Source organism: Robiginitalea sp. SC105 (genome assembly GCF_014243345.1).
GTDB lineage: Bacteria > Bacteroidota > Bacteroidia > Flavobacteriales > Flavobacteriaceae > Robiginitalea.
On record NZ_JACLZF010000002.1, the window covers coordinates 1,308,847 to 1,331,737 of the forward strand.

Genomic DNA, 22,891 nt, shown 5'->3' on the forward strand with positions numbered 1-22,891 from the left:
TATAATTAATATAACCTCAATATACAGAATATTTTCGATGTGCCGAACATTATTAAGTCAAAAAAATCAAAACGTTATATAATGGCGGAGCAACTAATTTATAAGCTATCTAAAATTGATGAAGTAGCGTCAAAAGTAATGGCCTCTAAAGATCCAGGAATCGTTTGCTTACGAGGTCCTATGGGATCCGGTAAAACAACTTTAGTAAAGCATTGCCTTAAATTCTTGGGGATAAAAGACTCGGGCAATAGCCCCACATTCGGGATAGTTAATGAATATTCGAATAATAATGTAATAGCTTATCATTTAGATTGTTACAGACTAAAAACGGAAGAGGAAGCTTTAGACTTTGGAATCGAGGAATACTTAGACTCTGATAAATGGGTATTTATTGAATGGCCCTCAATTATAGAAACACTACTGCCAGAAAACCGAATAGAAATAAATATTGAGATCTTAGAGAATTCTTCACGAAAACTACTTCTTTCCCAACTCTAAGTGTAAGGATTTTCGTATCGCTCAGACTGCATTTTTATTGCATGTTAATCGATGAATTACACTTTTTTCGGTAAAATGTTTGATTCTATCGATGAAATACATTATTTTTGAATTTAATTGATATGAGTAGGATATAATAATTCCTACATTTGACAATGAAATGTTGCCATTAAACCCTCCGAACCATGATGAACACTAGAAAATTCTTTTACGCCTTCCTGACTATGGCAATTTTATCAGTTGCTGCTTGCTCTAATGATTCAGGTGATGAATTATATGAAGGTGTTGAAAAAAGTAAAATTAAAATTCCTGGACGGGATAACTCCGATTCAGTTGAAAAAAGTAAAATAAAGATTCCTGGACGAAATGACACCCAATCAGTTGAAAAAAGTAAAATTGTTATTCCAGGAAGAAATAACTAACCTCAATTTTCTTTCAAGAAAAGTTTAGAGGTATTCGTCGAGGAAAATAGCTTTTAGTCGATAATATATAAGGGTCAGCCAATAAGCTGGCCCTTTTTTCGTTGCATATAAGCAATATTCTTTTAAGAATACTAGTCAATTATGGATCGACCAATTACAACACAGAAAATAGCACGAAAGAGATTCCTTTTAGAATCCCTTGCGTTATTACTTATAATTTGTTCTCCCTTTCTGTTTAAACTTCATCAATATTTCCCGAAAACTGAAGGAGTTAATTTTGAATTTTTTGGTTTAGTAATTGACAGCAATGGCTTTGCCGATGTAAGCACGTATATGTGGTTTTTAATAGGAAAAATAATTCCTATGTACCTTTTAACCATATGGTTTTTTACTTGTAAACATTGGTGGTACCATATTCTTTTGATCCCCATATGTATGTATGCATTTCAACTCTTTGAAGTAGTCTATTCTACGGACGATGTTGTTGATACGGACAATATTCTCTGGTTGCTACCTATATGTATGGTTGTAATTCCTTTTGTATATTTCATTAGGCTTAAACTTTTTGATAAGTATGTACATGGAATAGATTTGGAAGCAATGAACGCTGAGCTAAAATATTATAAGGACAAGGAGCAAGAACAACTGAAGAAAGTAGGAATTAACATCAATGTAGATCCAATAGATGACTCAAATGTGGCAGTGAACGATCTTTCGGATAAAACGCCTAGGAGAGCACTAAATCGGATTTTCAATAGCCTACAGCACTCCCTAAAAAGCCTGTTCTAAAAAGGCGAACCCAACAGTAGTAAAAGAGGACCCTGGTCCTCTTTTTTTGATTGCGGTAGATTATGCCATTTTATTGTACTTTTGATAGAAGACCCAAGCAGTAGTTTACGACACAGGGCCTATGGACCAACCTTCTTCTCCCTTCAGCAAACAGCAGTTACTCCCTCAGGAAGAAAAGCTGGAAGTCCTCCAGCAAAAGGGCGAGTTATTTATCGGTATCCCCAAAGAGAGCCTGTACCAGGAGAAACGCATTTGCCTTACGCCCGATGCGGTAGGGGCCATTGTAGCCCACGGGCACAGGGTGCTCATTGAGTCGGGTGCCGGCGAAGGCGCCAGTTTTTCGGACCTGGACTATACCAATGCCGGGGCCAGGATTACCCGTGACACCAAAAAGGTGTTCGGTTGCCCGCTGATCCTCAAGGTGGAGCCCCCTACCCTTTCGGAAGTTGAACAGATCAACCCCCAGAGTACGATTATATCCGCACTGCAGATCAAGACGCGGGACAAGGAATATTTTGAGACCCTGGCCAAAAAGCGGATAACCGCCATCGCCTTTGAGTACATCCGTGACGACGACGGCAAATACCCGGCCGTCCGTTCCCTGAGTGAAATTGCGGGGATCTCCTCTGTACTGATCGCGGCCGAGATTATGGCGGCCGACCAGGGCAACGGCATGATGTTCGGGAACATCAGCGGGGTGCCCCCGGTGGAAGTAGTGATCCTGGGCGCGGGGACGGTTGGGGAATTTGCGGCGCGCTCCGCCCTGGGGCTTGGCGCCAACGTCAAGATTTTTGACAACTCCATTACCAAACTCCGAAACATACAGACCAACCTGAACAGGCCCCTTTATACCTCCACCCTCCAACCCAAAAACCTGCTGAAAGCCCTGAAGCGTTGCGATGTGGCCATTGGCGCCGTTCGGGGAAAGGACCGCTCCCCCATCCTGGTTTCGCAGACCATGGTCGAAAACATGAAGAAGGGCTCGGTGATCATCGACGTGAGTATCGATATGGGCGGCTGCTTCGAAACCAGCGAACTGACAACGCACAACAAGCCCACTTACAAAAAATACGGCGTCATCCACTATGCGGTCCCCAACATCCCGGCCCGCTACCCGAAAACGTCCTCGGTATCCATCAGCAATATTTTCACCCCTTACCTGCTGAAGATCGGCGAAGACGGGGGGCTCGAAAATTCCCTGCGCTTTGACAAGGGCCTTCGCAATGGCCTCTATATGTACCACGGGATACTCACCAACCGCACGGTGGGCGAATGGTTCGGAATGAAGTTCAGCGATATCAACTTCCTTATTTTTTAATATGTCCTTCCTGAAGCGGTTTGGTTATTACGCCATTGGCTTGTCAGTGGGCCTGTTGTTCCTGGCTTTTTTCCTGCGCAGAAAGTCGGAGGAAACCGGGGTTGAATTCTGTTACCTGCCCAATTGCCGGGTATTGAAGGCCTTGCGGGAACAACCCCTGGAAGTAGACCCGGAAATACGTGCCAGGGTCGATACGCTGGCGGTGGCCTACCTGCTCAGGGAGGGCGATGTGGAGTTCGACCTGAGTGACCCCCGCTCGGAACCTTGCGGCGTCTTTGTGGTAACCGGTGCTTTCGAGGAGGATTTATTCCAGCTCACCCTGGAACGGTGCGATTCCGTGACCCGGCTTACCCGGTACAACAGTGTCATGGAAGACTAAAGTTTCCGCCGCTTCCTTTCTTTTTTCAATAATTCGAGCTCCCTGCTGGTCTGCCCCGCAACCGAGGTGTTCTCCTCTGCACGGCGGATCAGGTAGGGCATTACATCTCGGACGGGCCCGAACGGCAGGTATTTGGCCACGTTGTAACCCGCTTTGGCCAGGTTGAAACTGATGTTGTCGCTCATGCCGTAAAGCTGCCCAAACCAGATCCTCGGGTCGTTATTGTCAATGCCGGCTTCTTCCATCCATTCCATGAGCTTGTAACTGCTTAGCTCGTTATGGGTGCCGGAGAAAAGGGAGACGGTTTCCAGGTTGTCCAGCCCGTACCGGACGGCTGCGTCAAAATTCTCATCCGTTTCCTTTTTGGAGCTGCAGATGGGGGTTGGATACCCCTTCTCCTCCGCCCTTTCGTTTTCCTTCTCCAGGTAGGCGCCCCGGACGACCTTGACGCCGATCCGGTACCCGCCGCTCATGGCCCGCTCGTGCATGGCGCGAAAGTAATCCATCCGGTCCCAGCGGTACATCTGCAGCGTATTGAAGACGATGGTTTCTTTGGTATTGTAGGTCCGCATCATCTCTTCTACCAGGTCGTCGGCGGCATCCTGCATCCAGCTTTCCTCTGCATCGATCAGGAGGGAAACCCCAAGGTCATAGGCCTTTTTGCAGGTGGTGTCGAAGCGTTTGACCACCCGCTCCCACTCCGCTGCCTCGGAGGGGGTCAGCTGGTCGCCCCGGCTCTTCTTGACAAAAAGCCCGAAGCGGCCGTACCCGGTTGGTTTGAATACGGCAAAGGGCATGGCCTCCTTTTCCTTCACAAACTGAAGGATTTCCAGGGTCTTCGCCAGGGCATCGTCCAGGGGGTCTTCCGAATCCTTGCCTTCCACCGAGTAATCCAGGACGGTGCATACCCCCTTTTCCCACATATGTTCCACCACCGGCATACAATCCTCCTCGCTGACGCCCCCGCAAAAATGGTCGAATACCGTGGTGCGGATAATCCCTTCGACGGGGAGCTTTGCCTTGATCGCAAAATTGGTTAGGCTCGTCCCGATCTTTACCAGCGGCTCATGGGAAATGAGCTTGAAGAGGTAGTAGGCGCGCTCCAATTCTGCATCGGATTTCAGTATAAAGGCTGTTTCGGTATTCTCAAAGATGCGCTTCATGCAATGCTGTTTCTGTAGGCCACAAATATACTTAGACGGGTTGTAAAGATTTAATCAAAAAAAACGGTTATTTTGCCCGGAAAGCAATCCATCCATGAATCCGATCCAGACGGCCTCCCACTCCGTCCATTTTGAGGAAGCGGCACTGGGGGCCCTGAAAACCCACCTGGAGGAAACCCCCTATTCCAGGATTTTCCTGTTGACGGACTCCAATACCTCGCGCCTGTGCAGACCGGTCCTCTGCGAAAATTTCCCGGAGGCCGGCCAATGGGTACACCTGGGGATCCCTGCCGGGGAGGCACATAAGAATATCGAAAGCTGCACGGCTGTCTGGCAGGGGCTGTCCGAGAACGGGGCCGACCGGCAGAGCCTGCTGGTCAACCTGGGCGGGGGCGTGGTAACGGACCTGGGCGGTTTCGTGGCCTCCACCTACCAGCGGGGCATCCGGTTTATCAACATCCCCACCACCCTGCTATCCATGGTGGATGCCTCGGTAGGCGGGAAAACCGGGGTGGACCTCGGGCCCCTCAAGAACCAGATCGGCGTGATCAACCAACCCGAGATGGTCCTCATATCCCCCACCTACCTGGAGACCCTGGATGCCAGGGAACTTCGCAGCGGTTTTGCGGAAATGCTCAAGCACGGGCTGATTCGCGATGCGGGTTACTGGGAGGAACTGGCTGCCCTGGAATCCCCGGTGGAATCTATCCCGCACATCCGGCATTCCGTTGCCCTGAAAAATGAAGTGGTCCTGGCTGACCCTACAGAAAAGAACCTGCGGAAGATCCTGAATTTCGGGCATACCCTGGGACATGCCATCGAATCCCATTTCCTGGGCCGGCCGGACCTTGAGCCCCTGCTCCACGGGGAAGCCATCGCGATCGGGATGATTATGGAGGCGTACATTTCCACGCGCATATCCGGGCTGGGTATGGACGAATGCAACCGGATCCGGGAGGGGTTGCTGAAATTTTTCCCAAAAACCCGGATACCGAAGCAGCAACAACCCGAAATCTTCCGTCTGCTGATCCACGATAAGAAAAACACGCACGGCCGGGTGCTTTTTTCCCTCCTGGAACGGATCGGAAAGGCCGTTTACAACCAGGAGGTACCTGCCGGGATCCTGGCAGAAGCCTTTGATTACTACAGGGATTAGCAGGTTGATACACTAAAACCCCGCGCTTCACAACTCTTTTCTGCAACAGGCCTGAAAATCAATTAGATTCGACAGTAAGAACCTCCGGGTGTAGGCCCGGGCAACCAAACCTGTTGTTATGAAGCGCATTATCATCGATTACAAAAAACTCACCCAGGAGCTGGCTGCGGCACTCCTGCAGCGGTATCCTCAGGGATATGGAGATGAGGACGTGCTCACCTTTCGCAATGCCAAGGGGGAATGGATAGAAGCTGTGGAACTACGCACTCCCGAGGCTCTTTACCTGGTGAAAATCGGCAAGGACTTAAACCGGCTCATGTCGGATTTCCTGTCCCTCGATGACGATACGGATGTTCCGTCAGAGGACCTGTTTGAATCCGAATACGACGGGTCCCTGGAAACCGACCTGCAATTGGAAGAAGACTGACCCCGGCAGCTTACTGATCCAGGTAGCGCTCCCGGATAATGTTGCGGTGGTGCCGCTGGTGGCCGCAGATAATGAACCCAATGGCTCCCAGGCTCATGGGCTTGCCGCTGGCCGTACCCTTCCAGCTGAGATCCTCCCTGGAGAAATCCCGGAACAGGGATAGTGTGGCCTGCCGCACTGCCTGGTACTCTTCCAGGTGCCTTTCGGCCGACCATTTCCCCGCAGGGCTGGCCCAAATCCACTCATCCTGTTCAAAGCCCGGCAACGGTGTAGCGTCTTTCCGCCCAAACCGCAGTGCCCTGTATTGAAAAACACGCTCGGTATCGTATACATGTCCCAGGCTTTCGGCCAGGGTCCACTTCCCGTCGGCATACCGGTACGACCACAGGTCCGGGGGGATGCTTTTGATGAATTCGGGGAAATTTCCCAGCTGCCGCCCCAGCATGGTCAGCAGGTCGGCATCGGGAGGCAGGGTATTCAGGTAGCCCTGGTAATACGCAGGGCAATCGGAGGAAGTCAGTTCGGAACGCTTCATGGGCCCTGGCGGCTACAGTTCGTTGAAAATGGTGTGCATTAGCCGCTTCTTATCGTTGATACTCTCCTCCAGGGAAATCATGGTTTCCGTCCTGCTGATCCCCTCGATATCATCGATCTTGAAGATAATGTTCTTGGCGTGGTTGGTATCCTTTGCCCGGATCTTGCAGAAAATATTGAATTTCCCGGTGGTGATATGCGCAACGGTAACATTTGGTATCTGGGTAAGCCGCTCCAACACAAACTTGGTCTGGTGGGTCTTCTCCAGGAAAATCCCGACATAGGCGATAAAAGAATACCCGAGCTTGACGTAATCCAGAGTCAAAGAGCTGCCCCTGATGATCCCGGCTTCTTCCATTTTTTTAACCCGGACGTGGACCGTGCCGGCAGAAATCAGCAGCTTTTTTGCAATGTCAGTAAAGGGGGTACGGGTATTGTCGATCAGCATATCCAGGATCTGGTGATCGATTTCGTCCAATTTAACTTTGCCCATTTCAAAAAATTTTAAGCTAAAATAACCATTTAAGAAATATTACGCATCCAAACCAATGAAATTTTGAATATAATGCAATAAACCCTGCCGTTCACCCCTCGGTCAGCAATTTCTTAAGCCCCGGCTCCTGAAGGATTTCCGCCCGGTCTGAGGCGCGGGATGCATCCCATTCCCGATGCCCGTAGCGCGCCTCGGACAAGCCTTCGGCCGGCCATTCGGGTACCCAGTGGATCCGGCCCTCCCTAAGCACTTCCCGGTACTGGATGGCGAGCACCTGGTCCGGCGCATAGCGGTCCGAAAGGTGCCCGGCATTTCTGATGCGTATATCCACCAGCTGTTTTCCATTTTCGGGAAGCGCCTGGTATTGGGCTGGCAGAAAGCCGTCAAAGGAACTGGACGCCACTCGCTTCAGGGCACTGAGCAACGCGTTGAATACAAAATACCTCGTGTGCTCCCGCTCATAGTCCCCCGGAAAATGGCCGGCCTCGAACAGGAGGGTTGGTGTACCGGCCATCTGGAACTGGTCACCCACGCAATTCTCATTGAAACTGTCATCGTACCTGCCGATACCCCCCGGCAGGATCTCCCCGAGGTCTTCTGCCGTGGCGGCAATGAGCTGCATGGCCCGGATCCGGTTTACGGGAAGGCTGCGACTGCTGTCTGCCGAAGGAGCGAGGAAGGAAAGGGTGGCGGGTATGGGCGAGGCCCCGAGGCTGTAGATGGTCCGCTGGTCGTGCAGGTTAAAGCAATAATCCGGCCGAAAGGATTCATAACAGGACCTGAGGATGCGGCTCTCCGGCTGGGAAAGCACCCGGGCGTCCCGGTTCAGGTCCACGCCACTGGCATTCTCCCTTGTATACGACCTGGCTCCATCCGGATTCAGCATGGGGAGGATCTCCAGGGTTAGCTGCTCCTCCAGTGCATCCTTTTGGCCGGCAGTCTGACACAGGAAATTCAGGAGGTCCAGGACGGCTTTGGTGGTGGTGGATTCGTTGCCGTGCATCTGAGACCACATCAGTACCCGGACCGGTCCGTTGCCCCATCGCAGCCTGATTACCGGCAGGCCGTTTACGGATTCCCCGGGCTGGTCCATCTGGATATTCCTGTCCGGGTTTTGCAGGGCCAGACTCAGGTGTTCCGGGGACAGGTACCGCCCGGAAACCGATTTGGATCGGAAGGATTCATAGTGAGAAAGGTCCATATCGAAAATGGGTTGCCCTGCAAATTTAACCTTCTTAGATTTTACATTTGTAAATTATATGAGTAGCTTTCTGGGATGTAATTCCGCAGTATCACGAAGATGCTTTACAAATGTAAACAAGTAGATTCATCAAGTGTTTATAAAACTATTTATCAGATATTTATAAATTTTTATCTAATCTTTTAATTGCATTAATAATATGTTTTTTATTCCCTGGTGACAGCCCGTTAAGGTCAGACCCGGCGTCAAATATTCACAATGGTAAATACAGAATCCTTCATCAAACGGCTCGAGCAAATCCTCTCCTATTACGAGCAAACCGCCTCCGGTTTTGCCGATGAAATAGGAGTGCCCCGATCGAGTATTTCCCACTTGCTCAGCGGCAGGAATAAACCCAGCCTTGATTTTGTGATGAAGGTGATCCAGCGCTTTCCGGAAGTAAACCTCTACTGGCTGCTCAACGGCAAGGGTTCCTTCCCGGCCTCCCCTGTTGAGGTACCCGGTCCGTCCGAACCGGATCGATCAACTCCGGCTTCCCGGGAGGCAACCGAACGCCGGATCGACAAAATTGTGATTTTCTATTCGGATGGCACCTTCGGGATTTTTCATCCGGAAGGATGACCTTTTCAGGGGCGGGGTCGGGGCTAAGTTCTTATCTTTACCCCTATGAAGCGTTTTTCCTTGTTTTTTCTTGCACTGTTGCCGATGGCCTGCTACCAACCCACACGCGAATGCCAGAATTTCCGGACGGGTTCCTTCCGGTTTACTGCCGAAGTGGAGGGAGAGGAACAGACGACCCTTTTTACCCGGGGCGAGGATCTGGAGGTATCCGAATACGCCGGGAAAACGGATTCGGCTGGTGTCCGCTGGATCAATGACTGCGAATACATCCTGTCCAACCTGAACCCGCGCACCCGTGCCGAGGAAAAGCCCGTCCACGTGAAGATATTGTCCACCACGGAGAATTCGTATACTTTTGAATACAAATTGGTCGGGACTTCCCGGACCTCACGGGGAACGGCCATTAAAACCGACTGATTATGTTTGAGATCTTTGCCAGCCCGGACGCATGGGTAGCCCTCCTGACCCTCACGTTTTTGGAGATTGTGCTTGGGATTGACAATATCATCTTCATCTCCATTGCCGCCGATAAACTGCCTACTGCCCAACGCAAGAAAGCCACGAATATCGGGCTGGTCCTGGCCATGGCCATGCGGATCGTGCTGCTTTTCGGGATTACCTGGCTGACTCAGTTGAAGAAACCCCTTTTCATCCTCGACAGCTCCTGGATCCACGGGTCCATCAGCGGACAGGCGCTGATTCTTTTCGGCGGCGGGTTGTTCCTGCTCTATAAAAGCACCAAGGAAATCCACGAAAAAGTCGAAGACAGGGGGCATGATGAACGGGAAATCAAAAGGGCACAATCAAAATCCATGATGAATGCGATCGTTCAGATCACCGTTATCAACATCGTGTTTTCTTTTGATTCCATCCTTACGGCCATCGGGATGACGAACGGTATTTCACCGAATCCGGTGGATGCACTGATTCTGATGATCGTTGCGGTGGTGATCTCGGTGGTGATCATGATGCTTTTTGCCAACCCGGTAGGGGCGTTTGTCAACCGGCATCCCTCCATACAGATCCTTGGCCTGTCCTTCCTGATCCTGATCGGCTTTATGCTGATCGCCGAAGCAGCCCACCTGTCCCACCTGGTCGTCTTCGACAACCCCGTTGGAAGCATCCCGAAAGGATATCTCTATTTTGCGATTGCCTTTTCCCTTGGCGTGGAATTCCTGGACCTGAGAAGGCTTAAAAACAGGACAGAAGAAACTGAGGAACCGGAAGGTTAGGCAACAGGCTTGGTGAGCAACCGCTCTGGCTTTGCCTTTGCCTGTGCTTGAGCCAGCGCCGCTGCCTTGTGCTCCCTTTCCTTTTTCAACTGTTTCCGGTACGCCCTTTGTTGCTGTTTGACGGTAAGGGTGCTTCCGTCCGGGCTCCAGCCGGGTGGGCCGAAGATATACATCAGAACGTGTGAAAATTTCCGCGCCCCCCTGACATCCTTCCAGATGTCTTTGAATTCGTGTGTGAGTATAACGATGGGGTTATAGGAGTTGGGCGCATGGATCACTCCGTAACGGATGTCCACGGACTCGTCCAGGGGCTTCCAGGTGCCGAACAGCCGGTCGAAGATGTTCAGGATCCCCCCGTGGTTTTTATCCAGGTATTCAATATTCTGGGCGTGATGCACCTGGTGCATGGTGTGCGAATTGATAATGGATTCAAGGGGCCCCAGCTTGGGCACATACTGGGTGTGCAGCTGGAATTGCCAAAGGGCTTCTATCCCCAGACAGACCAGGACCATTTCCGGGGGGAAACCGATGGCCGGCATCCATGCGTAGAACAACGGTTTGTACACCAGGGTAAACCAGCCATTGCGGATTGCGGTCCCCAGGTTGAAGTTATCGGAGGAATGGTGCACGATGTGGGCGGCCCAAAGGACGCGGATTTCGTGGTTGGCCCGGTGGAACCAGTAATAGGTGAAATCGTCGGCCAGCATACATAGGAGCCAGATATACCATACATAGCCAAAGGCCTCGTATCCCAGTATGTTGGTCCGCACACCGTCCACCAGGGGGTTGAACAACTGGTAAACCGCCTCAAAAAGAACGATTGAAAAAACCACCTTGAGCAGGGAGCCGAGAATGGCAGAACCCACCCCCATGAAACCACTGGCAAAGAGGTCTTTCCACTTGTAAATATGATGATCTCCGTGTGTTTTGCTGTAGGCGAGCTCCAGGATGATAAAGGCGATGAAGCAGGGGACTCCATAAACCAGGGGGCTGGTTAACTCCATAACAGAATGTTCAGCATGTAGTTTGAATTAGAATCAGATGGGCACATAATACTAAAAATATGGGGGAGTTTGTAATAATTTGAGGTTAAAATCACGTGTAATTACTCTTTCTTATTTTTCAGCCATTGGTTTTGTTCCTGCATCAGCGCCTCGATACGTGCCAGCAATTCTATCTCCTTGGGCGTAACTTCGGCTTTATCGTTGGGGTCGTCAGCCCGGTTACGAATGCGGTTCAACCCCTTGATAAACAAAAAGATCGTCAGGGCGATGATGCCAAAGTCAATGAGCGTTTCCAGGAGCATCCCATATCCCATTGAAATTTCCTCCGAGTTTTCAGTTGCTTCCCGGAGCACCCATCGCAAATTGGAAAAATTGACTCCGCTGGTGAATAGCGCCAAAGGCGGGGTCAGAATTTGTTTGACAAGGGCGTTGACAACATTGTTAAAGGCGGTTCCGATGATAATACCGATTGCCATGTCGAACATGTTTCCTCTGATGGCAAAATCCTTGAATTCGCGTATGAATCCCCTCATTGGTCTGGTCATTTAAAAAAGGGAGCCCTGGGTTTCATCCGAGTCCTTTTTCCCATTTTTCTTATCCGTTTTTCCTTCCCCCGGCTCCCCGGCATCCGCTCCGTCCACATCCTGCTCATCCACCACTTCGATGTCCCGGGCTTCTTTCTTCTCGGGTTCCTCATGGGGTAAAGGGGAAAGTGCATTGATCTCCAGGACCTTGTCCCGGGTCAACTGGTTACCCATGGCAGTGATCCCCTTGACGGCAATGAAATCCTCCAGGCTGACCTCCATATTGGGTTTGCGTTCCTGCCCGCGCTTTTTGGCGAAAACCACTTCCGCAACGGGCCGGTAGTCCGTGAATAGTTTTTCCAGGTAGGAACCGGAGTGGTCTGTGAGGATGTTTTCCTCCTTGTCCGGGTTTTCGATCAGGAAACGCTTCACGTAAAACAGTTCCTTCTCCCCTTCCCAGTAAATGGCGGACAGGGGCTTTTCCGGGTTCCATTTTTCCAGGACGATCATATCGGGGTCAAAATGCATGGTCAGTTCCGGGATCACGGTTTTCACATTCCCTTTCTGGTCGACAATCAACAAACGGTCCTCGGGGGTGAACTGCCCGAGCAATTCCCCCCGCCCGTCCACGTTCAGGCGCTGGACGGTTTCGTCAAACCATATCTTCCGCGGTTTGAGGGTGGACAACCCCTTCTCCTTGAGCTCGATGCGCTTGACCGCATACTTGGTGACGATATTCCCCTTGGCATTGCGGCCCTTGATCATGACATCGGCGAAATCCAGGTCCCATTTCAGTTTTTTGATACTGCCGGACTGCCTGAGGTTGATGGTGACGATCTCCGCCTCACCATTTGGGTTGGCGGTGAAATAAAGCACTTCCGACTGGGCCTTCCCGGTAGTCAGGTCATAGAGTTTGTCGCGGGTAAATGCGGTGACGTTGAAGCGCTTCACATAGCTTGGGCCCCCGCGGCCATCCTTGTAGATCATGTTGTAGGTGGTGCGCTTGTCCTTCTTCTTGTAAACGGCCACATGGATGATGTTCTTCCCTATGAAAGTCTTGGTATCCACGCGCGTAATCATCATCTGCCCGGATTTCGTAAAGACAATGATGTCGTCGATGTCGCTGCAATCCGTCACGTATTCGTCCTTGCGCAGGGAGGTACCTACAAATCCCTCCTCCCGGTTGACGTAGAGTTTCGTGTTACGGATCACCACCTTGGTTGCTTCGATCTCGTCAAAGACCCGGATTTCCGATTTGCGTTCCCGCCCGCCCCCGAAATTCTTTTTGAGCTCCCGGAAGTAATTGATGGCATATTCCGTAAGGTGGCCCAGGTGGTGTTTGGTTTCTGCAATGCGTTCTTCCAGGTTGTCAAGGTTTTGCTGGGCCTTGTCAAGGTCAAAACGGGATATCCGCTTGATGCGTATCTCTGTCAGCCGGACGATATCCTCCTCGGTCACCTCCCGCTTGAGGTGTTCCGTATGCGGTTTGAGCCCTTTGGCAATAGCTTTCAGGACGCCTTCCCAGGTTTTCTGTTCCTCGATATCCCGGTAGATCCGGTTCTCGATAAAGATCCGCTCCAGGGAAGCGGCATGCCATTGCTCCTCCAGTTCGGCCAGCAGGATCTCCAGCTCGGCCTGGAGCAATTCCACGGTGTGGTCCGTGGAGCGGCGCAGCATTTCGCTGACGCCCATAAAAACTGGTTTGTTGTCCTCGATGATGCACCCCAGGGGGGAAATGGAGGATTCGCAGGCAGTGAATGCGTAGAGCGCGTCGATGGTCTTGTCCGGTGAGATCCCCGCGGGCAGGTGCACGAGGATTTCCACCTCGGCGGCCGTGTTGTCCTCGATCTTCTTGATCTTGATTTTCCCCTTGTCATTCGCCTTCAGGATGGAATCGATCAGGGAAGAGGTATTGGTGCCGTATGGTATTTCGTTGATTACCAGCGTATTCTTGTCGTGCTGGGCAATGCGTGCTCTGACGCGGACCTTCCCGCCGCGTTCTCCGTCGTTGTAATTGCCAATATCGATGATGCCCGCCGTCGGGAAATCCGGGTAGAGCTTGAAGCGCTTCCCTTCCAGGTGCCGGATGCTGGCGTCGATGAGTTCATTGAAGTTGTGCGGCAGGACCTTCGTGGACAACCCCACGGCAATCCCCTCGGCACCCTGGGCCAGCAAAAGCGGGAATTTGACAGGCAGGTGGACCGGCTCCTTCTTCCGGCCGTCATAACTCAGTTGCCAATCGGTGATTTTCGGGCTGAATACGACCTCCAGGGCAAATTTGGAAAGGCGGGCCTCGATGTAACGGGATGCGGCTGCCCCGTCGCCTGTCAGGATGTTCCCCCAGTTCCCCTGTGTGTCAATCAGCAGGTCTTTCTGGCCGATCTGCACCATGGCGTCGGCAATACTCGCGTCCCCGTGGGGATGGTACTGCATGGTCTGCCCGACCACGTTGGCCACCTTGTTGTAGCGGCCATCGTCCATTTCCTTGAGGGCGTGCATGATCCGGCGCTGTACGGGCTTGAAGCCATCCTCGATGGCCGGGACGGCGCGTTCCAGGATCACGTAGGATGCGTAGTCCAGGAACCAGTCCTTGTACATGCCGGTTACCCGGGTCAGCGCGTCCTGTTCCTCTTCGTGTTCGTTCTGGTTGTCCAGGAGTTCGTTCTCTTCCATCCGGCCGTGCCGCTTACAATTGGTTTTCTTCTACCAGGTCTACTTCAACTTTCAGGTTCTCAATGATGAATTCCTGCCGGTCCGGGGTGTTCTTGCCCATATAGAATTTCAGCAATTCCTCGATGGACATCGCCTTGTCGAGCATGACGGGCTCCAGGCGGATGTCGTCCCCGATAAAATGCTGGAATTCGTCCGGGGATATTTCGCCCAGCCCCTTGAACCGGGTAATCTCGGGTTTGCCTTTGAGTTTGTGCACTGCCTCCCGCTTTTCCTCCTCGCTGTAGCAATAGATGGTTTCCTTCTTGTTCCGCACCCGGAAAAGCGGGGTCTGCAGGATATACAGGTGCCCCTCTTTGATGACCTCGGGGAAGAACTGCAGGAAAAAGGTGATGAGCAGCAGGCGGATGTGCATGCCGTCCACATCGGCATCCGTGGCGATCACAATGTTGTTGTAGCGGAGGTCCTCCAGGGATTCCTCGATGTTCAGGGCGGCCTGCAGGAGGTTGAATTCCTCGTTCTCGTAAACGATTTTCTTGCTCATCCCATAGGAATTCAGGGGTTTCCCCCTCAGGCTGAATACGGCCTGGGTATTGACGTCCCGGGATTTGGTGATGGACCCCGAAGCGGAATCCCCCTCGGTGATAAAGAGGGTGGTCTCCAGGCGGCGGTCGCTTTTCATATCGTCCAGGTGTACCCGGCAGTCGCGGAGCTTCTTGTTGTGCAGGCTTGCCTTTTTGGCCCGTTCCCTCGCAAGTTTCCGGATGCCCGAAAGTTCTTTCCGCTCCCGTTCGGCCTGCTGGATCTTCCGTTGGATGGCCTCCGCCGTCTGGGGGTTTTTGTGCAGGTAATTATCCAGTTCCCGTCCCACAAAATCGTTGATGTAGGTTCGCACGGTTGGCAATTTGCCGCCCATGTCCGTGGAACCGAGCTTGGTCTTGGTCTGACTTTCGAACACCGGTTCCATCACCTTGATGGAAATGGCCGAAATCACCGACTTGCGCACATCGGACGGGTCGTAATTCTTGCCGTAAAAATCCCGGAGCGTCTTGACCAGGGCTTCCCGGAAGGCGCTTTGATGCGTCCCCCCCTGGGTGGTGTGCTGCCCGTTGACAAAAGAGTGGTATTCCTCGCTGTACTGGGTCTTGCTGTGGGTCAGGGCCACTTCGATGTCCTCCCCCCGCAGGTGGATGATCGGGTACAGGAGGTCGTCGGGGCTGTTGTTGTCCTGCAACAGGTCCTTGAGCCCGTTCTCGGAAAAGAATTTTTCCCCGTTGAACAAGATGGTCAGCCCGGGGTTCAGGTACACATAGTTCCGGAGCATGCGCTCCACATATTCGTTGCGGTACTTGTATTTCTTAAAGATGCTCTCGTCCGGGGTGAAAGTTACCTTGGTGCCGCGACGCCGGGAAGACTCCTCCAGGAATTCCTCGTTTTTCAGGTCGCCCGTTTCGAATTCGGCTGCCATGGACTTGCCATCCCGGTTGGACTCCACCCGGAAATAGGTGGAAAGGGCGTTGACCGCCTTGGTCCCTACCCCGTTGAGTCCCACAGCTTTCTTGAAAGCCCGCGTATCGTACTTCCCGCCCGTGTTCATCTTGGAGACCACCTCCACCACTTTTCCCAGCGGGATACCGCGGCCGAAATCCCGTACGGTGACCTTGTCGTCCCGGATGGAAATCTCGATGGTCTTGCCCGCCCCCATGACAAATTCGTCAATGCAGTTATCGATGACCTCTTTGAGCAGGATATAGATGCCGTCGTCAGCCGAAGAGCCATCCCCGAGCTTCCCGATATACATCCCGGGACGCATCCGGATATGCTCTTTCCAGTCCAGGGAGCGGATATTCTCTTCGGTATATTGTGACTGGGCCATAGACAAGGGGGTTTAACCCGCTAATATAAAATATAGGAAAACAAAACAAAATCAGGGCCTCCCTAAGTAATTAACAATAGGAGGGCCGGTTGTTGATTACTCAATTGGTCTTCCGTGGCTGGGTTTCCCCTCATACATTGAACCGGAAGTGCATCACGTCCCCGTCCCGGACAACGTATTCCTTTCCTTCCACGCGCATCTTGCCCGCTTCCCGCACCTTGGCCTCGCTGCCAAAATGCACGTAATCCTCATATGAGATCACTTCGGCCCGGATAAAACCCTTCTCAAAATCCGTGTGGATGACTCCGGCGGCCTGGGGGGCCGTAGCGCCCACGGGGATGGTCCAGGCGCGCACTTCCTTTTCCCCGGCCGTGAAATAGGTCTGCAGGTCGAGCAGTCCGTAAGCGGAGCGGATGAGTTTCGAGGAACCGGGTTCCTCCAGGCCCAAATCCTCCAGGAACAGCTGGCGTTCCTCGTAGGTTTCCAATTCGTTGATATCGGCCTCCGTGGCCACAGCCAGCACCAGCACATCGGCATTCTCCCCGGAAACGGCCTGCCGGACCCGTTCCACATAATCGTTCCCCGAGATCGCTGCCTGTTCGTCCACATTGCAGACATAGAGGACGGGTTTGTCGGTGATCAGCTGTAGGGGCATGACGAATTCCCGGTACGCTTCATCCTCCATGGCAATGGCCCGCACCGATGTCCCGGATTCCAGCCCTGCTTTCAGGGCCTGGAGGGCAGCAGCTTCCTTCTGCGCTTCCTTGTTGCCGGTTCGCGCGGCCCGAGAGGCTTTTTCCAGCCGCTTTTCAACCGTTTCCAGGTCTTTCAGCTGGAGTTCCATGTCGATGGTCTCCTTGTCCCTGATCGGGTCGATGGAGCCGTCCACGTGGACCACATTGTCGTTGTCAAAGCAGCGCAGCACATGCAGGATGGCGTCCGTTTCCCGGATATTCCCCAAAAACTGGTTACCCAGGCCCTCTCCCTTGCTTGCGCCCTTTACGAGGCCTGCAATGTCCACGATCTCCACCGTGGCTGGCAGAACCCTCTGGGGCCTGACCAGGGATTCGAGTTTCTGCAGGCGCGGGTCCGGCACATTGACCACCCCGATATTCGGTTCAATGGTGCAAAAGGGGAAATTCGCGCTCTGTGCCTTGGCGTTGGAGAGGCAGTTGAAAAGGGTCGATTTGCCTACATTGGGCAATCCTACGATTCCGGCTTTCATTTGGGCAAGCAATTATGGGAACCCGCGGCCCCCGATTTACGGCTGCAAATATAGGCCAATATCCGGTTTTGCAGCAGGTAGTCGCAGCCAATTAGCCGTTAAAATTCCGACCTGCCGGTAACAATTTAACGGGTTTTGCGTCCTAAGGGGGAATCCGACCCTTATGAGACTTATCCCATTGCTGTTGCTCCTGGCTTTTACCGGGACAGCCCTTGCCCAAAATAAAACCCTCCGCCTGCTGGACAGCCAGACCGGCGAACCTGTACCCTACGCCACCGTGGCCACCGGCCCGGGGAAAGGCACCATCAGCAACGAGGAGGGCTTTTTTACAGTCAGTACCGGAGCCCTGGCCGGGGCAGAACTCCGAATCTCGTGCATGGGGTATCGTACCCTGGAATTGAACCGGGATGCCCTCCTGGCCCAGTCGGGTCCCATCCGTTTGGAGCCCGCGGCAATCAACCTGAATGAAGTCCGGCTGACCAACAGGGTTCCCGGGGTGGAGGAAATACTGCGCGAAGTGCGCCAGCGACTGGAACAAAACTATGCCAACATCGGGAAGGCCTACGGGATATTCTACCGGGAATCGGAGTACATGCAATTCGATGACCTGCAGCTGGAACTGGAAAAGGCCTCCGACCTGAACCGCAGGGCACTGGCAGCCGCCGACGCCCGCCTGAGGAAGCTGGGCCAGGACATTGCCCGGAGCGACGCCCGCAAGTTCCTCGACTTCAAGGGCGGCTTCACCGCGGTCAATGATACCGCCCTGGTCCTTCGGGTAGACCGGGCCACGGAACTCACCGACCACAAACAGGGCTACTCCATGGACGAGATACAGGAACGCGCCCAGGAAATCATCCTCTCCCACCTGGACAGCAGCCGAACCTACAAAGTGAAAACCGGCATCTTCAAGATCGAGGACAGCATCTCGCCCGGCAAGGAATTTGCCGATGAGGCGGAAAGGGAAAACGACAGCACGGACTTCAGCTACCTGAAAGGAAAAAGCAAAAACCTGGCGAAAACCGCAAGCTGGAAGGACGGGACCTTGCTGCGGGAACTGATCGATCCGGATATGTACCGCCACAGCTTTCTGAAAGCCACGTATTTTGACGGCAATTATGTGTATGCCATTGGTTTTGAACCCAGGAAGCGGAAAGCGAGCTATGCAGGCACCTTGTATGTGGATGCCGCTTCCTTTGCCGTATTGAAGGCCGACTATGCCTATGGAAAGGGGCGGCGCGGGGACAAGGTCAACCTCAAGCTGCTGCTGGGAATCAAATACGTTGAAAACCTCAGTCGGGGGACGGTGATCTTCAGGCGTAATGATCTAAATACTTATGATCCTTATTTTATTCAAAGTGAATACGGTAATTATATTTACCTGCACCGTAGCTTGAAGTTTATTGAAAACAGTCCGCAAAAGAAAAAAGTGCGCTTTGATTTCCTGATGGAAGGCGGAGTGCGACAGCGGGAATCCGTCCTGCTCAGCCCGCTGGCACCAGATGCGGCCCGCGAACTGGCCGCTTACCGGGAACCCAAAAAGATCCTCATACAGGAGATTGACCGGTATGAACCGACCATCTGGGAAGATACACAGATCATCGAACCCCTGGAAGAAATGAAAAATTTCCGGGTACGCGGGGATTGATTCAGCCTTCAGGGTGCATGAAACGCTGCTTCCCAAGCAGCTCTTCCTCCGTTTCCTCGTGGTCCTCATCCGGGACACAGCAATCCACCGGACACACCGCGGCGCATTGGGGTTCCTCGTGGAAACCCATGCATTCCGTGCATTTATCCGGTGCGATATAATAGACCTCGTCGCTGATCGGTTCCTGAACCGCATCGGCATCCACTTCCTTCCCATTGGGTAAAACTACCTTGCCTTCCAGGGAAGTGCCATCGCTGTAGCGCCATTCATCGGCGCCTTCATAAATTGCCGTATTCGGGCATTCCGGCTCGCAGGCCCCGCAGTTAATACATTCGTCTGTTATGATGATTGCCATGTGATTTCTTTTTCGAATCTTCTACATTGTACCGGCTCCCTTTGGCAGGCGGCTGCGGTATCTCTACTTTTGCACAAAGGTAATTGCTAAACAGATAGGAGACAAATAGTATGGGACAGCCTGATACAAGTTACCGGGCCCTTGCAAAGCTGGGGGGCATACTTCGGGATTTTACTGCCGATGAGGGGCCCGCACCCACGCCTGGCAAGGTTTTCGTGGACCTGGGCGTTGCGGTAGAAAGGGCGCGGGTCCAGAACCCCTGGTTTACCCGGGAAGAGGTCCTGCACGCGCTCAGGCACTGGGGAAAGGTGTTGCAGGAGGAATCCCTGTTACAATGGTTCTCAGCCTATCCCGGGAACCCGGGAAAATCAGCTACCGTCGCCCTGATCATGGCGGGGAATGTCCCCCTGGTGGGCTTCCACGACCTGGTCTCCGTTTTGATGACCGGCCACCGGGCCCTGGTTAAGACAGCCTCTTCCGATTCGGTCCTCCTCCCAGCCATGCGGGATGTACTGGTGTCTTTCGACCCCGGGCTGTCCGGTCGGATTGCCTTTGAGACCGGGACGCTCAGCGGGTTTGATGCCGTTATAGCCACAGGGAGCAACAATACGAGCCGGTATTTTGACTATTATTTTGGGGGCCACCCCCATATCATCCGGAAAAACCGCAACAGCGTGGGGATCCTCACCGGCAATGAGGGGGTTGCTGAACTCGAGGGGCTGGCAGACGACATCTTCCGGTATTTCGGGATGGGATGCCGCAGCGTTTCCAAAATCTATGTCCCTGAGGGTTATGACTTTGACGGGCTCTTCAATGCCTTCTTCAGGCACAAACACCGGATTGACCACCACAAATACGCCAACAACTACGATTACAACAAAGCGGTATACCTTATGAGCGGCGCACCCATGCTCGACAATGGCTTCCTCCTCGTCAAGGAGGACGGCGGGCTGGGTTCGCCCATCGGCACGCTGTTTTACGAAACCTACAGCTCCCCGGAGGCTTTGCGGGAGCACCTTGCCGGCCTGTCCGAAGACCTGCAATGCATCGTGGGGCCAAAGGATATCCCCGGGGCCATCCCATTTGGCGCATCCCAGCAACCCGCCCTGGATGCCTATGCCGACAATGTGGATACAGTAGCTTTCCTGCAATCCGTCACCGCTGATCAATCAGTCCCTTAATTGTTTATTTTTGCCGGGAACATAATTCCCCTACCGGAAAATCCTTTTTGATGAAAAAACATAATTTCAGTGCCGGCCCGTGCATCCTGCCGGAAGTTGTATTAAAGAAAGCTGCCGCATCGGTTGTGGAACTCGACGGCTCCGGCCTCTCCCTGATCGAAATATCCCATAGGAGTGCTGCTTTTGTCGAAATCATGGAAAAGGCCCGGAACCTGGTCCTCGAATTGATGGGGCTTTCCGGCAAAGGCTATGAGGCCCTCTTCCTGCAGGGGGGCGCCAGCCTGGAATTCCTGATGGTGGCCATGAACCTGCTGGAGAAACGGGCGGGATATGTCAACACGGGTACCTGGAGCGACAAGGCCATCAAGGAAGCCCGGTTGTTCGGGGAAGTGCTGGAACTTGCCTCCTCCAAGGAAACAGGGTTTAAAAACATCCCCAAGGGTTACAATATACCCAAAGGGCTGGATTATCTGCACCTGACCACCAACAATACGATCTTCGGCACGCAGTTCCAGGCATTTCCGGAAACGGATGCCCCCCTGGTTGCCGATATGAGTTCAGATATCTTCTCCCGCAAACTCGATTATTCCCGCTTTGACCTGATTTATGCCGGAGCCCAAAAGAACATGGGCCCGGCTGGGACCACCCTGGTCGTAGTAAAGTCCGATATCCTGGGAAAGGTCAGCCGGAAGATCCCCTCCATGCTCGATTACCAGGTGCATATTTCAAAGGAAAGCATGTTCAATACGCCCCCGGTGTTCGCGGTCTACACTTCCCTGCTGACCCTGGAATGGCTGCGGGACCTCGGTGGAATTGCCGCCATCGATGAGATCAACGCAAAAAAGGCGAAACTCCTGTACTCGGAGATCGACCTGAATCCTTTGTTCGAGGGGTATGCGGCCAAAGAGGACCGTTCTGCAATGAATGCCACCTTCAACCTTACGGAACCGAAGCTAAAGGAGACGTTTGAAAAGATGTGGAAGGAAGCCGGGATAAATGGCCTCAATGGCCACCGCTCCGTAGGGGGGTACCGGGCCTCCATGTACAATGCGCTGCCCCTGGAAAGCGTGGGCGTCCTGGTGGATGTAATGAGCGACCTGGAACGGAAAGCGTGAGGCGCCCCGGTCCGAAATATCAAAAATCCCATATTATATGATGCGTGTACTGGCCAATGACGGCCTGGCCGGACCAGCCGTCGCCTACCTGGAACAGGCAGGATTCGAGGTGCTTACCACCCGGGTTGCCGCCGAGCAACTGGCCCCTTTCCTGAAAAGGGAAAAAATCCGGGCACTGCTGGTGCGTTCGGCCACACAGGTAGGCAGGGAGCTGATCGATGCCTGCCCGGATTTACTGCTGATCGGCAGGGCCGGTGTGGGCATGGATAACATCGATGTGGCCCACGCCCGAAAGAAAGGCCTGCACGTGATCAACACCCCGAATGCCTCCGCCAATTCGGTAGCGGAATTGGTTTTTGCTCACCTGCTTGGGGGGACCCGGCACCTGCACGAATCCAACCGGAACATGCCCCTGGAAGGCGACACGAATTTTCGCTCATTGAAGAAATCCTTTAGTTCAGGCAGGGAACTCCGCGGTAAAATACTGGGCATCATCGGGTTTGGCGGCATAGGCGAAGCGGTGGCGCGGATCGGCCTCGGGCTTGGCATGGAGGTTTGCTTCCACGATACGCACCGGGACCGGGCCACCCTCACCCTGGAGTTTGCAGGGGGAGCGGAATACGACCTGGAGATCAGCGGGTACGGTTTGGAGGAACTCCTGTCTCGGTCCGACTTTGTAACCCTGCATGTCCCCGCCCAGGAAAAACCGGTGATCGGCAAAAGGGAAATCGGCCTGATGCCCAGGGGTTCGGCCCTGATCAATACCTCCAGGGGGGGCGTGGTCGATGAGCAGGCCCTGTTGGAAGCCCTCGATTCAGGCCACCTCCGGTTTGCCGGCCTGGATGTGTTTGAATCGGAGCCCCAACCCGGGATCCGCCTGCTCATGAACCCGGACGTTTCCCTGAGCCCGCACATTGGCGGGTCCACCCTGGAAGCACAGGAGCGAATCGGCATGTCCCTGGCCAAACAGGTAGCTTCCCTGCTGAAAAAAGTTAACTGAGCCTGGAGGATCAGTTGGGTACTTTTCGTATCTTCCCCCCTTACTTTATTTAAATACAAGACC

At 53.1% G+C, this 22,891-nt stretch carries 24 protein-coding genes; 14 read left to right on the forward strand and 10 right to left on the reverse strand.

The genetic code is table 11. From position 1 onward, the window contains the following. Positions 1 to 81 precede the first annotated feature (81 nt). The 5 genes from tsaE to H7F20_RS14865 all read left to right on the forward strand — a co-directional run bounded on the left by tsaE (position 82) and on the right by H7F20_RS14865 (position 3,406). Entirely contained in the window at positions 82 to 498 is a 417-nt protein-coding gene (gene tsaE, locus H7F20_RS14845) for a tRNA (adenosine(37)-N6)-threonylcarbamoyltransferase complex ATPase subunit type 1 TsaE (RefSeq protein WP_185786946.1), read from the forward strand. A 185-nt stretch (positions 499 to 683) separates the two neighbouring features. Beyond that, positions 684 to 920 (forward strand): hypothetical protein, encoded by a 237-nt coding sequence (locus H7F20_RS14850; RefSeq protein ID WP_185786947.1) that lies wholly within the window; start codon positions 684 to 686, stop codon positions 918 to 920. Positions 921 to 1,061: 141 nt separating this feature from the next. Continuing rightward, positions 1,062 to 1,709, forward strand: coding sequence for a hypothetical protein (locus H7F20_RS14855; RefSeq protein ID WP_185786948.1), 648 nt, complete (start codon positions 1,062 to 1,064; stop codon positions 1,707 to 1,709). 121 nt (positions 1,710 to 1,830) lie between these two features. Continuing rightward, positions 1,831 to 3,027 carry an alanine dehydrogenase gene (locus H7F20_RS14860; protein WP_185786949.1) on the forward strand — a complete coding sequence of 399 codons (1,197 nt, stop codon included), beginning with the start codon at positions 1,831 to 1,833 and terminating at the stop codon, positions 3,025 to 3,027. Position 3,028: 1 nt separating this feature from the next. Further along, positions 3,029 to 3,406 carry a DUF4258 domain-containing protein gene (locus H7F20_RS14865; protein WP_185786950.1) on the forward strand — a complete coding sequence of 126 codons (378 nt, stop codon included), beginning with the start codon at positions 3,029 to 3,031 and terminating at the stop codon, positions 3,404 to 3,406. Here H7F20_RS14865 and H7F20_RS14870 read toward each other — a convergent pair. Then, entirely contained in the window at positions 3,403 to 4,569 is a 1,167-nt protein-coding gene (locus H7F20_RS14870) for a proline dehydrogenase family protein (protein WP_185786951.1), read from the reverse strand. The two genes, H7F20_RS14865 and H7F20_RS14870, sit on opposite strands and share 4 nt — an antisense overlap. Before the next feature lie 94 nt (positions 4,570 to 4,663). Between H7F20_RS14870 and aroB the strand changes: the two genes are divergently transcribed. Together aroB and H7F20_RS14880 are read left to right on the forward strand one after the other, a co-directional pair. Next, on the forward strand, positions 4,664 to 5,725 hold the full coding sequence (gene aroB / locus H7F20_RS14875; protein ID WP_185786952.1) for a 3-dehydroquinate synthase: 1,062 nt from the start codon (positions 4,664 to 4,666) through the stop codon (positions 5,723 to 5,725). 118 nt (positions 5,726 to 5,843) lie between these two features. Further along, positions 5,844 to 6,152: a hypothetical protein gene (locus H7F20_RS14880; protein WP_185786953.1), complete on the forward strand. Its 309-nt coding sequence runs from the start codon at positions 5,844 to 5,846 to the stop codon at positions 6,150 to 6,152. Between the two features lie 10 nt (positions 6,153 to 6,162). Here H7F20_RS14880 and H7F20_RS14885 read toward each other — a convergent pair whose 3' ends face one another. The 3 genes from H7F20_RS14885 to H7F20_RS14895 form a co-directional block, all read right to left on the reverse strand. Next, positions 6,163 to 6,687, reverse strand: a complete 525-nt coding sequence (locus tag H7F20_RS14885; RefSeq protein ID WP_185786954.1) for a DinB family protein — start codon at positions 6,685 to 6,687, stop codon at positions 6,163 to 6,165. A 12-nt stretch (positions 6,688 to 6,699) separates the two neighbouring features. Then, entirely contained in the window at positions 6,700 to 7,179 is a 480-nt protein-coding gene (locus tag H7F20_RS14890; protein ID WP_185786955.1) for an Lrp/AsnC family transcriptional regulator, read from the reverse strand. A gap of 91 nt (positions 7,180 to 7,270) precedes the next feature. After that, on the reverse strand, positions 7,271 to 8,380 hold the full coding sequence (locus tag H7F20_RS14895; protein WP_185786956.1) for a M14 family zinc carboxypeptidase: 1,110 nt from the start codon (positions 8,378 to 8,380) through the stop codon (positions 7,271 to 7,273). 258 nt (positions 8,381 to 8,638) lie between these two features. On the opposite strand from H7F20_RS14895, the gene H7F20_RS14900 reads away from it, so the two are divergent. From H7F20_RS14900 to H7F20_RS14910, 3 genes are read left to right on the forward strand one after another with little or no spacing between them, the layout of a single operon-like run. Next, the gene (locus tag H7F20_RS14900; protein WP_185786957.1) at positions 8,639 to 9,001 is read left to right on the forward strand and encodes a helix-turn-helix transcriptional regulator; all 363 of its coding nucleotides are present in this window, start codon (positions 8,639 to 8,641) and stop codon (positions 8,999 to 9,001) included. Between the two features lie 45 nt (positions 9,002 to 9,046). After that, entirely contained in the window at positions 9,047 to 9,418 is a 372-nt protein-coding gene (locus H7F20_RS14905; RefSeq protein WP_185786958.1) for a DNA topoisomerase IV, read from the forward strand. A gap of 2 nt (positions 9,419 to 9,420) precedes the next feature. Next, a complete protein-coding gene (locus H7F20_RS14910) occupies positions 9,421 to 10,233 on the forward strand; it encodes a TerC family protein (protein WP_185786959.1) in 813 nt (270 codons plus the stop codon). Here H7F20_RS14910 and H7F20_RS14915 read toward each other — a convergent pair. The 5 genes from H7F20_RS14915 to ychF all read right to left on the reverse strand — a co-directional run bounded on the left by H7F20_RS14915 (position 10,230) and on the right by ychF (position 17,532). Then, positions 10,230 to 11,237 carry a sterol desaturase family protein gene (locus H7F20_RS14915; RefSeq protein WP_185786960.1) on the reverse strand — a complete coding sequence of 336 codons (1,008 nt, stop codon included), beginning with the start codon at positions 11,235 to 11,237 and terminating at the stop codon, positions 10,230 to 10,232. The two genes, H7F20_RS14910 and H7F20_RS14915, sit on opposite strands and share 4 nt — an antisense overlap. A gap of 101 nt (positions 11,238 to 11,338) precedes the next feature. Next, positions 11,339 to 11,770 carry a large-conductance mechanosensitive channel protein MscL gene (gene mscL / locus H7F20_RS14920; protein ID WP_185786961.1) on the reverse strand — a complete coding sequence of 144 codons (432 nt, stop codon included), beginning with the start codon at positions 11,768 to 11,770 and terminating at the stop codon, positions 11,339 to 11,341. Positions 11,771 to 11,782: 12 nt separating this feature from the next. Further along, positions 11,783 to 14,434, reverse strand: coding sequence for a DNA gyrase/topoisomerase IV subunit A (locus tag H7F20_RS14925; RefSeq protein ID WP_185786962.1), 2,652 nt, complete (start codon positions 14,432 to 14,434; stop codon positions 11,783 to 11,785). A 13-nt stretch (positions 14,435 to 14,447) separates the two neighbouring features. Continuing rightward, positions 14,448 to 16,307: a DNA topoisomerase IV subunit B gene (locus tag H7F20_RS14930; protein ID WP_185786963.1), complete on the reverse strand. Its 1,860-nt coding sequence runs from the start codon at positions 16,305 to 16,307 to the stop codon at positions 14,448 to 14,450. 130 nt (positions 16,308 to 16,437) lie between these two features. After that, on the reverse strand, positions 16,438 to 17,532 hold the full coding sequence (gene ychF, locus H7F20_RS14935) for a redox-regulated ATPase YchF (RefSeq protein ID WP_185786964.1): 1,095 nt from the start codon (positions 17,530 to 17,532) through the stop codon (positions 16,438 to 16,440). Between the two features lie 163 nt (positions 17,533 to 17,695). Between ychF and H7F20_RS14940 the strand changes: the two genes are divergently transcribed. Continuing rightward, positions 17,696 to 19,177 carry a carboxypeptidase-like regulatory domain-containing protein gene (locus H7F20_RS14940; RefSeq protein ID WP_185786965.1) on the forward strand — a complete coding sequence of 494 codons (1,482 nt, stop codon included), beginning with the start codon at positions 17,696 to 17,698 and terminating at the stop codon, positions 19,175 to 19,177. Between the two features lies 1 nt (position 19,178). Here the strand turns inward: H7F20_RS14940 and H7F20_RS14945 are convergent, their stop codons facing one another. After that, positions 19,179 to 19,532 (reverse strand): 4Fe-4S dicluster domain-containing protein, encoded by a 354-nt coding sequence (locus tag H7F20_RS14945; RefSeq protein WP_185786966.1) that lies wholly within the window; start codon positions 19,530 to 19,532, stop codon positions 19,179 to 19,181. Positions 19,533 to 19,642: 110 nt separating this feature from the next. Between H7F20_RS14945 and H7F20_RS14950 the strand changes: the two genes are divergently transcribed. Genes H7F20_RS14950 through H7F20_RS14960 form a run of 3 tightly spaced genes read left to right on the forward strand, consistent with a single transcriptional unit; the run spans position 19,643 to position 22,828 of the window. After that, complete coding sequence (locus tag H7F20_RS14950) at positions 19,643 to 20,713, forward strand: acyl-CoA reductase (protein WP_185786967.1); 1,071 nt, start codon at positions 19,643 to 19,645, stop codon at positions 20,711 to 20,713. A gap of 50 nt (positions 20,714 to 20,763) precedes the next feature. Beyond that, positions 20,764 to 21,828, forward strand: a complete 1,065-nt coding sequence (serC, locus tag H7F20_RS14955; RefSeq protein ID WP_185786968.1) for a 3-phosphoserine/phosphohydroxythreonine transaminase — start codon at positions 20,764 to 20,766, stop codon at positions 21,826 to 21,828. A 40-nt stretch (positions 21,829 to 21,868) separates the two neighbouring features. Further along, entirely contained in the window at positions 21,869 to 22,828 is a 960-nt protein-coding gene (locus tag H7F20_RS14960) for an NAD(P)-dependent oxidoreductase (protein WP_185787183.1), read from the forward strand. The last annotated feature ends 63 nt before the right edge of the window (positions 22,829 to 22,891 follow it).